We start from the raw sequence: 13,699 nt of genomic DNA, 5'->3' as shown, positions 1-13,699 counted from the left end.
CAATGGGAACGATATGGCCTGTGCTCTTGTTTGGATTGCTGCTTGGAATGAAACATGCGACGGAACCGGATCATGTCATTGCCGTTTCGACCATTGCCAGCCGGACGAAAAAACTGTCCCTTTCATCGCTGGCCGGCATGTTTTGGGGAATTGGCCATACGTTGACGCTGCTCGTTGTTGGGATGGCGATGATCGCCTTTGAGCGGCAAATTCCTGAACAGATTGCTTCTTATCTCGAAATGGGCGTCGGCATCATGATCGTTATTCTAGGAATTGCTAGTTTCCGTTCGACAATGAGGCTGGATCATCATCACCAGGGCGATATTCATCATTTACATGTGAAATCGACATTGATTGGCATCGTCCACGGTTTAGCCGGCAGCGCCGGAATGGTGTTGTTGACGATGACGACGGTCAAAGGAACTTGGATGGCGCTTGCTTTTATTTTGATTTTTGGCCTAGGAACGGTCATCGGCATGATGCTGTTCACGACGTTTCTCGGGATTCCGTTTGTTTGGATGAAAGCGAAACAGCAAGTCATGAATCAATGGATCGTGAAAACCGTCTCCCTCATCAGCATCGCCTATGGGGTCTATTACATGTATCATATCGCCGCCGAAATTTGACGCTCCTCGCGGCTGGCGTCATAGGTGGAGGGTTGTTCAAAACAAAGAAGCACCGGTCTTGGGAGAAGGCCGGTGCTTCTTTTTCGATGCGGCGTCATCATCACCTCGTGTCACACCAGTGGTTTGACCAGCAACAACTCATCTCGAATAGGAATGCCGTCAGGACTTGTTTTCGGAATGTTTGGCTTGATTTGTCGCGCCTTGTCGACAGCGTTGGGAAAGACGTTCACAATTTGATAGCCGCGCTTTTGATAGAAACGAAGGGCATGCAAGTTGTCGTTGGTAGTGATCAGTTGAACAGCCGTGCACCTTTGTTGTCTCGCCCATGCCTCTGCCTCATGCAAAAGGGCGCTGCCGATGCCGCGGTTTTCCATTATGCTGTCTAGCGAGATGATCTCGCATTCGCTGCCACGGATGATGAATGTAATCAGTCCGATGATCCGCTGACCGTTCTCAACAGCCGCAAATCCATCCAGCTCGCTGCAGGTATAGATGCCGGTTGAAACAACCATTTGCGGACTTCCCCAATGGTCGTTGAAAAATTGGTTGACGATGGCACGGTCCAACTGTTTGGTTGGAACGATGTTCAAGGCGCTCCTCCTCCTTTGTGCAGATGATGATGTTTGATCACCCCAATGCATAAGACGTTCACTTCCGTGCGTGATTTTGACACTCCGCACGCCTAAAGGCGTGGGATTCTTGGGTCGTTCGCGTCCTCATCCATTTCTGGTTCGGACAACGCCCAAATTCAGGGGTGTGTCATCACCCCGTCCCATCGGGTTAGGATGTACCCCAATGGGCGGCGCACCTGTGACCAGTGCGCTAGGTTAGACGGGGCTCGCTTTCATCCCACCCCTCAAGGAGTGGGCTTTTTCGCTCGCTGATCTGTAACAGGGGATGTCCACATCCGTCCTCCTCTTGTGTCAAAGGGCCGAGTCTTTTTGCATCATGGCTCGTTGAAACGATTGAAAAACAGCGAAGGAAATGAATGTTAGCACAATCCCTGACATATATGGCAAACTGGACTTTAAGGTGAACAACCAGCCGGCGATCGCCGGACCGCCGATGCGGCCGAGCGAATCGAACGATGATAAGACGCCTGTTGCGCTTCCTTGGCCGTCCGCCGTATATTTCGTCAACAACGCGGAGACGCACGGGCGGATGATGCCGTTTCCAATGCCGAAAATCGTTAAATAGAGCGCGGCTGTCCAAAAGCTGTGAACGAATAAAATGAGAAAAAAGCCAACTGCTGACAGGAACAGCCCGAAACGAATGACAGCGCCTTCCCCGAATGAGCGGATCAGTTTTCCAAGCAGCCCTCCTTGAACGACGGCTCCTGCAAGCCCCATGATCATAAAGATGTAGCCAAGTTCCGTCGACGAAAGTCCCGCTCGTTCAGCGGCAAAGTAGGCGAACGTCGCCTCAAGTCCGGCGAGGGAAAACGTTGTGATCAGCTGCAGTAGGTATAGGCGCGCTACAGGCCCTTGGAGGGCGGCCGCAAGCGATGGCCGCTTTGTTCGTATATTCATTCGTTTTTCTCTCGGAAGCGACTCATGCAAGAAAACGAAAACGAATAGAGCGGTCAAGAGCGCCAAGCAGCCTGCCATCCAAAACGGAGCGGTTAAGCTCGTTTTCGAGAACACGCCGCCGATCCCCGGTCCGAAAATGAATCCAAGCCCAACGGCCGCTCCGATCATCCCCATTCCTTTGCCCCGGTCTTCTTCCGTTGTCACATCTGCGACGTACGCCATAGCGGCCGGCATCGTGGCCGCCGATAGACATCCGCCGATGATGCGAGCGGCAAACAACATCCAAAGTTTTGTCGCGACGGCGAGCAAGAAAAACGAAAGGGCCAAACCGAAAATGCCGACAAGCAGCATCGGCTTTCGTCCATAGCGGTCCGATAAATTCCCCCACATCGGCGCAAATAAAAATTGCATGAGCGAATACACGGCCATCAACCAGCCGAGCTGCGTTGGCGTCGCGCCGATTTTTTCTGCGTAAAACGGAAGGACGGGAATGATGATGCCAAACCCGGCCATGACCAAAAACATCACGAGAAACAAAAGCGATAAATCGCGACGATTGCTCATGATCATCATCTCCACGATATGGTTTGCCTCTTTCATCATAATGGAAAGACAGGCGTTTTTCAAAGCAGATCGCACCTTGCTTGGCCGTTCCGACGAGGCTGGGATCACTCCCGAATGTCATCCACAACCCATTTTCCTTCCTCCCCATTGACAATGGAAGCGGTTTTCGCGAGACTGGAGGTAAACGGTTCGACAAACAATGAAGCGGACTTTGGACCGGCATCCGCCCAGGGTGCGAAACGACAAACACGCATGGGAGAGAATGGTGCATGATGACCAAAAACGAAATCCAAAAGTGGGTAAAGGAATTCCCGCTGCTTGAAATGATCATGGCGGCCGAAGAGGTGTTTTGGCGCAATCCAAAATATCACGCGTTTGCGCAAGCTATTCAAACGATTCCTTTACGCGAGCGCGATGTTAAGGAGGCGGAAGAACGATTGCGCCGCTTTGCCCCCTACATCGCGAAAGTTTTTCCCGAGACGCGGCCGGCCTATGGCATCATCGAATCCCCTTTAGTCCGGATTCCGAACATGCAACGGCGTTTGGAAAAGATGTTTCAGACCAACATCGAGGGGGAGCTGTTGCTAAAATGCGACAGCCATCTCCCGATTTCCGGGTCGATCAAGGCGCGTGGGGGCATTTACGAAGTGTTGAAACACGCGGAAGATCTTGCGCTCGCAAACGGTATGATCGCCATAGGAGAGGACTATGCGGTCATGGCCAGCGAAGAATTCCGGCAGTTCTTTTCCCGCTATTCGCTTGTCGTCGGTTCGACAGGAAATTTAGGCTTGAGCATCGGCATCATCGGGGCGCAGCTTGGGTTCCGCGTCACCGTTCATATGTCAGCCGATGCGAAACAATGGAAAAAAGACTTATTGCGAAGCAAAGGGGTCACCGTCATCGAACATCTCACTGATTACAACAAAGTGGTGGAAGAGGCGCGAAGACAGTCCGCCGAGGATCCAACGTCGTATTTTATCGATGATGAGAACTCGATCCATCTGTTTTTAGGCTATGCGGTGGCGGCGTTTCGGCTGAAAAAGCAATTAGAGGACATGAACATCACGGTTGATGAAACCCATCCGCTCTTTGTGTATCTTCCTTGCGGCGTCGGCGGCGGTCCGGGCGGGGTGACGTTTGGGCTGAAGCTCGTGTACGGCGATCATGTGCATTGCTTTTTCGCTGAGCCGACGCATTCGCCTTGCATGCTGCTTGGGTTGATGACAGGAGAGCACGACCGCGTGTCGGTGCAAGATTTTGGCCTCGACAATAAGACCGAAGCGGACGGGCTAGCGGTGGGGCGGCCGTCGCGGCTGGTGGGAAACATGCTTGAGAACGTCATCAGCGGCGTCTATACGGTGGACGATTCGACGCTTTACCGCTTGCTCGCGGCGATGGTGGAAACGGAGGAAATCTATTTAGAGCCGTCCGCCTTGGCGGGGGTGGCGGGGCCTGTTCGGCTGTTTCGTGATTTGGCGGGGCAAACGTACGTAGAGGCAAACGGTTTGAAAGAAAAGATGAAAAACGCCGTCCATATTGGCTGGGCGACGGGTGGAAGCATGGTGCCAAAGGATGTGATGGAGGCCTATTATCGGGAAGGCGTGCGCATCGAAACGATGACAGGGAACGGTTTTTCTGAAGGACGATAAGATCATTCCATGGAGTTTTGAAACGAATGCATGAAATGTTGGAGGGGTTCGATGAAAACCGAAAAAGAAAAGATGGTAGCGGGACACTTGTACAATCCCGCTGATCCGGAGCTCGTCAAGGAGCGGGAGCGGGCGCGGCGGCTCGTTCGTTTGTATAACGAAACGTTGGAAACGGAATATGAAAAGCGAACCGCTCTGCTCAAAGAACTGTTCGGTTCAACGGGAGAACGGCTGTTTATCGAGCCGAACTTCCGCTGCGACTACGGCTACAACATTCACGTCGGTGAAGACTTTTTTATGAACTTTGATGGCGTGATTTTGGATGTATGCGAAGTGCGAATCGGCGACCATTGTTTTATTGGTCCTGGTGTGCACATTTATACGGCGACTCACCCGCTCGATCCGCACGAACGAAATTCCGGGTTGGAGTACGGAAAGCCGGTTGTGATCGGCCATAACGTCTGGATCGGCGGGCGGGCCGTCATCAACCCGGGCGTCACGATCGGCGACAACGCTGTCATCGCCTCAGGGGCGGTTGTGACAAAAGATGTCCCCGCCAACGCGGTCGTTGGCGGAAACCCGGTGAAAGTGATCAAATGGCTCAAATAGCCCAAGGCCGCGCCCCGCGCAAAGCATGTGCGGGGCGTTTGGTTGCATCATCCTTCTTTGTTACGCCCACTGCACCGCCACCGCCCGAACAGGCGAACCGTCGCAGCCAGGCAAGGAAAGAGGGAGGGCAATAATATACGGGTCATCAAAATCGATTCGCTCGAAGTTCACGAAATTTTCTCCGATCACCCCGTTGGCGCCAAGAATAAGTTCGTGGGCGCGGAACGACGAGCCGTCCGGCGGGTCGATGTTGAGCGCGTCAATGAAAAACGTGCGAACCCCTCGCCCAAGCATCGCTTCAATCACATCCGGCGCGACGTACGGATGGCGGAAATACCGCTTTGTTCCGGCGTATTGCGACCAGCCGGTATGAAACAACACAATGGTTCCCGGTGACAGCTTCGGGATATACGGAGCGGCATCGGCCATCGTCACCGCTTCGCCTTCCGCTTTCCCCGTGGCATCGATCACGATGCCGCGGCCAAGAAAATACGTGAGCGGCACGTCATCGAGCCGCCAACCGTGTTCGCAAAAGTGAAACGGCGCATCCACATGCGTGCCGCTATGCGACCCAAGCACAAGGCGGCTGACGTGATAGCCGTCTTGGGCGAACGTCGCCGCCGGTTCGATTTTCGGCTTCGGATCCCCCGGGTACACCGGAGTTTGGGCCGTGATCGGCATGGTGAGGTCGATGAGTTTTTGGATGATCATGTTCTCGTCATTCCCTCCAAATCCATTGTCGGTAAAGGTCGATTCGTCGTTCGTCCATCATGGTGTAAAAGTGTTTCTTTAACGCTTGGCGTTGGTTTTGATCGATCATAGCGTGTACGAGCTCTTCCCGTCCATTCATGTTGGCTGCGGCTATTTTCCTTCCATCCGGCCCATAAATAGAGGATAAACCAAAGAAATGGAAAGAAGAAGACGATCCAATTTGATTGCATGCCGCCACATAAACCGTGTTATCGATCGCTCGTGCCATGGCGAATTTTTGAAACGGTGCATGAAAGGGAGATTCCCAAGCGCATGGAACGAGAAGAAGCTCGGCTCCATGAACCGCTAAGTATCTTGCTAGTTCCGGAAAAGCCAAGTCCCAGCAAATCATTAGACCAATGCGGCCGAGTTCTGTATCCACCAGCACCGGCTCGGCTCCTTTAGAAAACCAGGCTTTTTCAAAAGGAGTCAAATGGATTTTCCGGTAATTTCCGATACATTGTCCATTAGGATCGATCAACATAAGAGAGTTGTATAGATTTCCTGTATGGTCTTTTTCAACGTACCCGTAGGCAATATACAATTGAAATGTTTGGGCAAGTTGGCTCATGTGTTGGAACGTAGAGCCGTCCCATGTCTGGGCCGCCTCTTTTAGCATTTCTGACAGTACGTAACCAGTGGTGCAAAGTTCCGGGAACAGAAGAAGGCGAACATTAGGGAACTTTTGTTTGCACTCATGGATGATCGTTTCCATTTTGGCCAAGTTGGCGCCAATGTCGCCGTCGGCCGGCGTCATCTGCGCCAATGCGATGTCAAATGGTCTGTTCATATCATCCCTCCAAGCGAGTGGGAGATTCAAGCTCGACCGTATTCGTGCTCGCAGATATTTGTTTTGTCCATTTCATCAACCCCCAATAAACAGCTCCCGATAAAAGAAACGTCAGCATGGTGGAGCCGACGGCAAGCGGATGAATGTACGTAAAATAATAGGCGAAGACAGCTCCAACGATATAGGTGATGTAGGCGGCGATGTTGACTCCTTTTTGATAACGATATTGACCTTTTGTGTCGTACAAAATATCTTCTGCGTCGTATACCCCTTTTTTGATCAAAAAGTAATCAACGAGCACAATCGCAAACACAGGAATGAACAACGTGGCAATCAGCATAATGAAGTTAAAGAAATGGGACATCAGCACTTCTTTCAGCAAGGCGCCAAGCGTGCAAATCACTCCCATGATCAACGTCGGTTTCCAAAAGCCTGCGCGCGGGAAGACATTCATGAACGACATCGTGGCGCTGTATAATGCCATGACATTGGTCGAGAGTACAGAAAAGAACACAACGATGGATGCGATCAATCCAAACCCGTAAGCCGCAAGGAGAATCGTTGGATCATACGTCCGTTCCATGTTCGAGGCGATGCTGAAGCCGCTGACGACAGCGCCGAGCCCCATTGCAACAATGGAAGCGACCAGATAGCCAAAATACGTTCCCCAAAAACCGCTTGTTTCGGAGCGGCAGTTGCGGTTGAAATCGCAAACCGTCGACATCCAAGAAAAAGCGGTGGCGATGACGATGTCAAAGGCGATAATCGTGGTGATGGATGGATGTTCGCTCAATTTCATTTCGACTAGTGTCGAAATGTCATAAGTCGTAAAAATTTTATAAAAAACAAGGAAAGATAAAATCAACATGGCAATCGATATATATTTTTCGATTCGTTCCACCCCTCGGTGGCCAAAAATCGTAATGATCACAACAAGAAGTTCCGTCAAGATGACAAATAGGTTGATATTGCTGTATCCAGTGGCGTAATGGACGGCATAATTCAGACTAAGGCCAGCCATATAGGCTTGAATCCAGCTCCAGCCGATTAAAATGATCGTGTTGACAAGGGCGGGAAGGATGGCGCCTTTTTGTCCAAAGGCCGCTCTTGTGATCACCATTGTAGGGAGACCGGTGCGGATGCCGATGTTTCCAGTAAGGGCGAGCGGAATGGCGCCGATCGCCGAACCGACAATAATCGCCAGCATGGCGTTGGAGAAGGAAATGTCAGGAACAAACATCATCCCCGTCATGACCGTCGTAATCACCACATTCGCCGCAATCCAAAGAGTAAACGTGCTAAAAAAATTCATGCTCCGTTCGTTCATCGGGGTCGGCCGAATATCATCATGACCAAATCGTTCTGTCCACTTCATAAGGATTCTCCCTTCTTGATTTTCTATTTTAAATATTCAGAATAATAAACTTGCACCGATTTCGTCCTTAGGACGAAATCAGGAGTGCGATGAATACCATCCGAGTGGTTTGCCATGTTGGCTGATGTTCACATGCTTTGTTTCCGTAAAAGCAGCGAATCCTTGCGGTCCAAGCTCTCGGCCGATTCCGCTTTGTTTCAATCCTCCCCAAGGGGCATCGACATAGGGAGTGTGATAGCTGTTAATCCAAATCGTTCCTGCTCTCAATTTCCCGGCGATTTGTTCCGCCCGTTCGAGATCGCGGCTGAATAGGCCGGCTGCCAGACCGTATATGGTGTCATTCGCCAACTTGATCGCCTCTTCATCATGTTCAAACGGTTGTACGGTTATGACCGGTCCAAAGATTTCTTCTTGGACGATGCGCATATCTTGACGGACATGGGCGAAAACGGCAGGAGTGAGATAATACCCCAGTTCTTTAATTCGTTTTCCTCCCTGCAGCAGTACTCCTCCTTCCTGCAAGCCGATCTGGATATACGTTTCCACTTTTTCTAAATGTGAGGAGCTGATTAACGGCCCCATCTCCGTATGTTCCGCGAAAGGATCGCCAATGCGGAGGGAAGCTAGTCTTTGGGTCAGCTGATCAAGAAACGAATCATAAACGCGTCGTTGAACAAGAATTCGCGAAGCAGCCACACACACTTCTCCTTGATTGAAGAAGGAGGCAAACAACGCCCACTCGATGGTGCTGGCAAGATCCGCATCGTCAAAAATGAGCAGCGGGGATTTTCCGCCAAGTTCCAAAGATACTCGCTTCAAACGGCGAGCGCCTTGTTCGTAAATCCATCGTCCGGTTTTCGTTCCGCCGGTAAACGATATTTTTTCCACATCAGGGTGTGTCACCAATGTTTCTCCAACCGGCGAACCGCCTCCAGGAACAAGATTAAACACGCCTGGCGGGAGACCGATGGAATCGATCAGCTTTGTCAGTTCGATGAACGATAACGGAGTCAGTTCTGATGGTTTAAATACCACTGTATTTCCCGCCGCAAGCGCTGGAGCCAGTTTCCATATTCCTAACAAGAGAGGAAAATTCCAAGGAACAATCAACGCGCATACCCCGATTGGCTCCTCAATGATTTTGCTTGTCGTGCCATCGGTTCTTTTTATTTCCTCGATGGCCCGTTGTTCAACAAAATCGGCGTAGTAACGAAGGCATTGGATTGAATCGCTGACATCGAGGCGCGACTCGCGAATCGGTTTTCCTGTATTCAACGTCTCGATCGAAGCGAATGTTTCTGCGTTTTGTTCCAACAGGTCCGCTAATTGGCGAAGCGCAGCGATCCGTTTTGCTGGATTGAATGGCCAATCGGTATATTGAAAAGCATGACGAGCTGCTTGGATCGCTTCTACGGCTTGTTGTTGGGATGCTTCATTGATTTCTATAATGATTTCCTCATTCGCGGGATTGATGACCGGTCTTTTTTTTCCTTCTCCTTTACTCCATTTTCCGTTGACGTATATCATGGAAGATTGCTCCTTTTCGGCAAGATGGTTTTATGGCGTTGTCGCCGTGGATAGACGGTTAGCCTGCGCCCGCCTTTTCTTTAGCGCCACAAGCGTGATCATTTCATATATAATGGCAGACGCCAATACGGCTGTCATTTCCCCGCTGTCATAAGCAGGCAATACCTCGACGAGATCAAACCCGACAATATTTAACCCGTCAAGCCCTCTTACGTATTCTAATGCCTCATAGCTTGTCGGTCCGCCTACTTCCGGCGTGCCTGTTCCAGGAGCGAATGCCGGATCAACAAAGTCAATGTCATAAGAAACGAAAACCGGTCTGTTTCCGACACGTTGATGGATGCGGCGCATGACTTCCGAAAAGCCGATTTGCCGGACTTCTTTCATCGGAATGACTTCAAAGCCAAGCCGTCGTGCGTCCTCGAGATCATCCGCGCTGTAAAGCGGTCCGCGCATTCCGACTTGAATGGAATGATTGACATCGAGCAGCCCTTCCTCGACCGCGCGGCGGAACGGCGTGCCATGCATATATTTTTCTCCATAGTAATGGTCCCATGTGTCGCTGTGTGAGTCAAAATGAACGAGGGCGACGGGACCAAAGCGTTCGCAAAAAGCCCGCAAGTGCCCCAATGTAATGGAATGGTCGCCGCCCATCAGAATCGGAACGATGTTTTTCTTTAACAATGGCCGCAGCTCTTCGACGATGCGATCATATGTGCGGAGCGCATTGCCCGGGATGACATCAACGTCCCCGTAATCGACGCCAGAACAATAGGCAAAAATATCGATATCCATGTCGGGGTTGTAAGGGCGCAACAGGACGGAAAAATTGCGAATGTGTTGCGGACCATACCGTTGTCCCGTCCGATTCGAGGCTGCCGTATCAAACGGGACGCCGAGCACGACAAAATCAACGTTATCTGTCGTTTTGATTGGTTCTAACCGCATAAAGGTTCGAACGCCGCAAAAGCGGGGCGATTGGGAAGAATCTTTCGGTTTATACATGTCAAGACCTCCTTGGGCAGTGAAAAATAGTTTGTGATATTTAGAAGCAAAAAGTATGCCAAAAAGGGGAAGTAGACAAGAAATACGCAAGCAGGGCTGTTTTGACTGCCATCCTTGCTTGCGTATGTTCAAAAATGAGTGAACACTTGATTCAAAAATGAATCTTAATTCGTTTTTGAATCAATACCATACTTTTTCAGCTTTCGTACGACCGTTGGCTGGCTGATGCCAAGATAATCAGCCATCTCGTATGTTGTTTTGCACTGTTTGACGGCGCGCAGGAGCCATTGCCGTTCCACTTGTTCCATGGCTTCTTTTAATGTCGACGGTTCGTTCCGTTTTTCCAACGATTGATGGATCACCTCTTGATGTTTCTGGATCGAAAAAGGGAGATATTCCGGATAAATGGCCCTCGTTTCAGAAGTAATGACTAACCGTTCGATCATATTTTCCAGCTCACGCACGTTGCCCGGCCAGTCGTACTGAACGAGATGGTCGACGATGGACGGATGGAAATATTTATCCATCTGGTATTTTTCGTTGAATTTTTTCAAAAAGTATTGCGCCAGCATGAAAATATCTTCTTTTCTCTCGCGCAAAGAAGGAACATAAATCGGAATCACATGCAAACGATAAAATAAATCTTGGCGGAACTTCCCTTGCTTCACCATCTGTTCTAGGTTCTGATTCGTCGAGGCGATCAGACGAAAATCGACCGTTCGTTCTTTAATGCCTCCAACGCGTATGACTTTTTTCTCTTGAAGCACTTTCAGCAGTTTCGCTTGCATCGAAAGGGGAAGCTCACCAATTTCATCAAGGAAGAGAGTCCCTTTGTCGGCCAATTCGATCAGCCCCGGTTTTCCTGTTTTTTGCGCACCGGTAAAGGACCCTTTTTCATAGCCGAACATTTCCGATTCAAACAACGATTCAGGAATGGCGCTGCAATTGACCTCAATAAACGGTTCGTTTCGCCTTGGGCTATGGAGATGAAGGGAACGGGCGAATACGTTTTTTCCGACTCCAGACTCGCCGAGGAAAAGAACCGTCGCATCCGATTGGGCCACGCGGTGCACGAGCTTCCAAATTCGTTCCATCGCCTTGCTTTGGATGACGATATGGTCCGGTTTCAACTCCTCGATTTCCATTTGATAATGTTCCATCTGCTTTCTCAGTTTTTCATAGTCTTCTTTTAAACGCTCCAGTTCTGTTAAATCGTGGGAGAAACTGATCACCCGGACAAGGCGGTTTTGTTGGTCAAATACCGGCACTCCTGTCGCCATGACAACCCGGCCGGTGGCGGTTTGCTGCATCAATTGAACCTCTTTTTTCTCCCGCAATACTCTGGCTGTAACGGAAGGGCAAAAGACGTTTTCTTTTTCTAATTGATAGACCGATTTTCCGACTAAATAAGAGGCGTCCTTTCCGTATATGGACAAGCAATTCGGGCTGGCGCGAAGAACGATCCCGTTTTCGTCTGCGATGACAATATTGTCGTTCGATGATCTCAATATCGCATCCAACTCGAATTCCAACACATCGGCTGTACGTTGCATACTTTCCCTCCTAGCAGTCTGTCAGCGCTTCTATTACTAACTTTATCTAAAGAAGAGAAAAAATCCTCTTTCTTTGTCATATGATTTTCCGTGAAGTTTTTGGCATGTTGTTTGCATGTATGAAAAAGTGAATCATGACATAAGGAACGGAGGAAAAAAGATGAAGGCAAAAACAAAAAAATATATCCAAGTCAAAACAGCGATTCCGGGACCAAAAGCAAAGGAGCTATTAAGAAAAAAAGAAGAGAATGTTCCGCGGGGGCCGTTTCACACCGTACCGACATTTGGGGTAAAAGGAGAGGGGGCTCTCTTAACCGATGTGGATGGAAATACGTTTATCGACTTGGCTGGGGCGATTGGAAGCCTCAATGTCGGCCATTGCCCCCCGAAAGTGGTGGAAGCGATCCAAAAACAAGCGGAGCAGTATATTCATCCATGTTTTCACGTTATGATGTATGAACCGTATGTCGAATTGGCAGAGACATTGAACCGCATCACGCCAGGGAATCATTCGAAAAAGACCTTCTTCTTGAACAGCGGGGCAGAAGCGGTCGAAAATGCCGTCAAAATTGCCCGAAAGTATACTGGGAGAAGAGCCATTCTCTCCTTTGAAAGAGGATTTCACGGACGGACGCTGCTGGCGATGTCGCTCACGAGCAAAGTCAAACCCTATAAATTCGGATTCGGCCCCTTTGCGCCCGATACGTACAAACTGCCTTATCCATATTATTACCGAAAGCCAGCGGGCATGACCAACGAGGAATTGGACGCCGAGCTTTTGCGGCGGCTTGAGGATTTTTTCCTCTCCGACGTTCCGGCAGAAGAGGTAGCCGCAATCATTATGGAGCCTGTACAAGGGGAGGGCGGGTTTATTGTTCCGTCGAAAACATTTGTTCAAGGGGTCAAACGAATTTGTGAAAAATACGGGATTTTGTTTATCGCCGATGAGATCCAGACGGGATTTGGACGAACGGGGAAGATGTTTGCCATTGAACATTTTGATGTGATCCCTGATTTAATCACCATGTCCAAGTCGATCGGGGCAGGAGTGCCGATTAGTGCGGTGACGGGAAGAGCGGAAGTCATGGATGCACCCAACCCGGGAGAAATCGGCGGGACGTACGGAGGCAGCCCGCTCGGCTGCGTGGCCGCTTTGGAAGTGATTCGCATGTTGCAACAAGAACAGTTGGTTGAACGGGCCAATGTCATTGGACAAATCGCCATTGATCGGTTCAGACGGCTGCAGGAGAAATACGAGACGGTCGGGGATGTTCGGGGGCTCGGCGCCATGGTGGCCGTTGAATTTGTCACTGACGCTAAGACGAAAACACCGAATAAGGAGTTGACGGCCGCCATTTTGCGAGAATGCCATCAACGGGGGGTCATCGTCATGGGTGCGGGCCTATACAGCAATGTCATTCGTCTGTTAACGCCGCTTGTCATCACAGATGAACAGCTGGAGGAAGCATTGGATGTCATCGAAGAGGTTATTGCCGAATTGGCATGATTAGTGTCCTGACCAAACTACTCATGAAAACTTCGCTATGCAGTCGAATTTTGGACCGTGCCACCTTTTTGTGGCGCGGTTTTTTATTGAGATTGACCACTTTTACCACGAGAGAATGTTTTTGAAGGGAGAACAATCCGTATTGATGCAAAAATGAATTTTTAATTCAAAAAAGAATTAGAACAGTTGGGGGGTCGCAGGAAATGAGATGATAG

General features: G+C 50.0%; 12 protein-coding genes. 4 read left to right on the top strand and 8 right to left on the bottom strand.

The window, feature by feature from the left end; genetic code table 11:
• Positions 1 to 2 precede the first annotated feature (2 nt).
• Entirely contained in the window at positions 3 to 626 is a 624-nt protein-coding gene (locus GHH_RS09780) for an urease accessory protein (RefSeq protein WP_015375014.1), read from the top strand.
• A 110-nt stretch (positions 627 to 736) separates the two neighbouring features.
• Here GHH_RS09780 and GHH_RS09775 read toward each other — a convergent pair whose 3' ends face one another.
• Both GHH_RS09775 and GHH_RS09770 read right to left on the bottom strand, forming a co-directional pair.
• Complete coding sequence (locus GHH_RS09775; RefSeq protein WP_011231410.1) at positions 737 to 1,216, bottom strand: GNAT family N-acetyltransferase; 480 nt, start codon at positions 1,214 to 1,216, stop codon at positions 737 to 739.
• Positions 1,217 to 1,549: 333 nt separating this feature from the next.
• A complete protein-coding gene (locus GHH_RS09770; protein ID WP_033005128.1) occupies positions 1,550 to 2,719 on the bottom strand; it encodes a tetracycline resistance MFS efflux pump in 1,170 nt (389 codons plus the stop codon).
• A gap of 269 nt (positions 2,720 to 2,988) precedes the next feature.
• On the opposite strand from GHH_RS09770, the gene GHH_RS09765 reads away from it, so the two are divergent.
• Together GHH_RS09765 and GHH_RS09760 are read left to right on the top strand one after the other, a co-directional pair.
• A complete protein-coding gene (locus GHH_RS09765) occupies positions 2,989 to 4,368 on the top strand; it encodes a D-serine ammonia-lyase (RefSeq protein ID WP_015375012.1) in 1,380 nt (459 codons plus the stop codon).
• A 51-nt stretch (positions 4,369 to 4,419) separates the two neighbouring features.
• Positions 4,420 to 4,977 (top strand): sugar O-acetyltransferase, encoded by a 558-nt coding sequence (locus GHH_RS09760; protein WP_015375011.1) that lies wholly within the window; start codon positions 4,420 to 4,422, stop codon positions 4,975 to 4,977.
• A gap of 60 nt (positions 4,978 to 5,037) precedes the next feature.
• Here the strand turns inward: GHH_RS09760 and GHH_RS09755 are convergent, their stop codons facing one another.
• The 6 genes from GHH_RS09755 to GHH_RS09730 all read right to left on the bottom strand — a co-directional run bounded on the left by GHH_RS09755 (position 5,038) and on the right by GHH_RS09730 (position 11,977).
• Positions 5,038 to 5,688, bottom strand: coding sequence for a cyclase family protein (locus tag GHH_RS09755; protein WP_015375010.1), 651 nt, complete (start codon positions 5,686 to 5,688; stop codon positions 5,038 to 5,040).
• A gap of 7 nt (positions 5,689 to 5,695) precedes the next feature.
• The gene (locus tag GHH_RS09750; protein WP_015375009.1) at positions 5,696 to 6,517 is read right to left on the bottom strand and encodes a carbon-nitrogen hydrolase family protein; all 822 of its coding nucleotides are present in this window, start codon (positions 6,515 to 6,517) and stop codon (positions 5,696 to 5,698) included.
• Between the two features lies 1 nt (position 6,518).
• Positions 6,519 to 7,892 carry a cytosine permease gene (locus GHH_RS09745; RefSeq protein WP_015375008.1) on the bottom strand — a complete coding sequence of 458 codons (1,374 nt, stop codon included), beginning with the start codon at positions 7,890 to 7,892 and terminating at the stop codon, positions 6,519 to 6,521.
• 78 nt (positions 7,893 to 7,970) lie between these two features.
• A complete protein-coding gene (locus GHH_RS09740) occupies positions 7,971 to 9,419 on the bottom strand; it encodes an aldehyde dehydrogenase family protein (protein ID WP_015375007.1) in 1,449 nt (482 codons plus the stop codon).
• Positions 9,420 to 9,449: 30 nt separating this feature from the next.
• Positions 9,450 to 10,424: an agmatinase gene (speB, locus tag GHH_RS09735; RefSeq protein WP_013523934.1), complete on the bottom strand. Its 975-nt coding sequence runs from the start codon at positions 10,422 to 10,424 to the stop codon at positions 9,450 to 9,452.
• A gap of 164 nt (positions 10,425 to 10,588) precedes the next feature.
• Entirely contained in the window at positions 10,589 to 11,977 is a 1,389-nt protein-coding gene (locus tag GHH_RS09730; RefSeq protein WP_013523933.1) for a sigma-54-dependent Fis family transcriptional regulator, read from the bottom strand.
• Between the two features lie 160 nt (positions 11,978 to 12,137).
• On the opposite strand from GHH_RS09730, the gene gabT reads away from it, so the two are divergent.
• Positions 12,138 to 13,484 carry a 4-aminobutyrate--2-oxoglutarate transaminase gene (gabT, locus tag GHH_RS09725; protein ID WP_015375006.1) on the top strand — a complete coding sequence of 449 codons (1,347 nt, stop codon included), beginning with the start codon at positions 12,138 to 12,140 and terminating at the stop codon, positions 13,482 to 13,484.
• The last annotated feature ends 215 nt before the right edge of the window (positions 13,485 to 13,699 follow it).

Source organism: Geobacillus sp. GHH01 (assembly GCF_000336445.1).
In the GTDB taxonomy this organism is placed as follows: Bacteria; Bacillota; Bacilli; order Bacillales; family Anoxybacillaceae; genus Geobacillus; species Geobacillus zalihae.
Note: the sequence above shows the minus strand (reverse complement) of the source record. Positions and strands in the feature narration are given on the sequence as shown.

Coding starts and splice junctions, on each gene's coding strand:
- speB (WP_013523934.1), bottom strand. CDS start 10,424: ATGTATAAACCGAAAGATTCTTCCCAATCGCCCCGCTTTTGCGGCGTT.
- GHH_RS09750 (WP_015375009.1), bottom strand. CDS start 6,517: ATGAACAGACCATTTGACATCGCATTGGCGCAGATGACGCCGGCCGAC.
- GHH_RS09745 (WP_015375008.1), bottom strand. CDS start 7,892: ATGAAGTGGACAGAACGATTTGGTCATGATGATATTCGGCCGACCCCG.
- GHH_RS09755 (WP_015375010.1), bottom strand. CDS start 5,688: ATGATCATCCAAAAACTCATCGACCTCACCATGCCGATCACGGCCCAA.
- GHH_RS09765 (WP_015375012.1), top strand. CDS start 2,989: ATGATGACCAAAAACGAAATCCAAAAGTGGGTAAAGGAATTCCCGCTG.
- GHH_RS09770 (WP_033005128.1), bottom strand. CDS start 2,719: ATGAGCAATCGTCGCGATTTATCGCTTTTGTTTCTCGTGATGTTTTTG.
- gabT (WP_015375006.1), top strand. CDS start 12,138: ATGAAGGCAAAAACAAAAAAATATATCCAAGTCAAAACAGCGATTCCG.
- GHH_RS09730 (WP_013523933.1), bottom strand. CDS start 11,977: ATGCAACGTACAGCCGATGTGTTGGAATTCGAGTTGGATGCGATATTG.
- GHH_RS09780 (WP_015375014.1), top strand. CDS start 3: ATGGGAACGATATGGCCTGTGCTCTTGTTTGGATTGCTGCTTGGAATG.
- GHH_RS09740 (WP_015375007.1), bottom strand. CDS start 9,419: ATGATATACGTCAACGGAAAATGGAGTAAAGGAGAAGGAAAAAAAAGA.
- GHH_RS09760 (WP_015375011.1), top strand. CDS start 4,420: ATGAAAACCGAAAAAGAAAAGATGGTAGCGGGACACTTGTACAATCCC.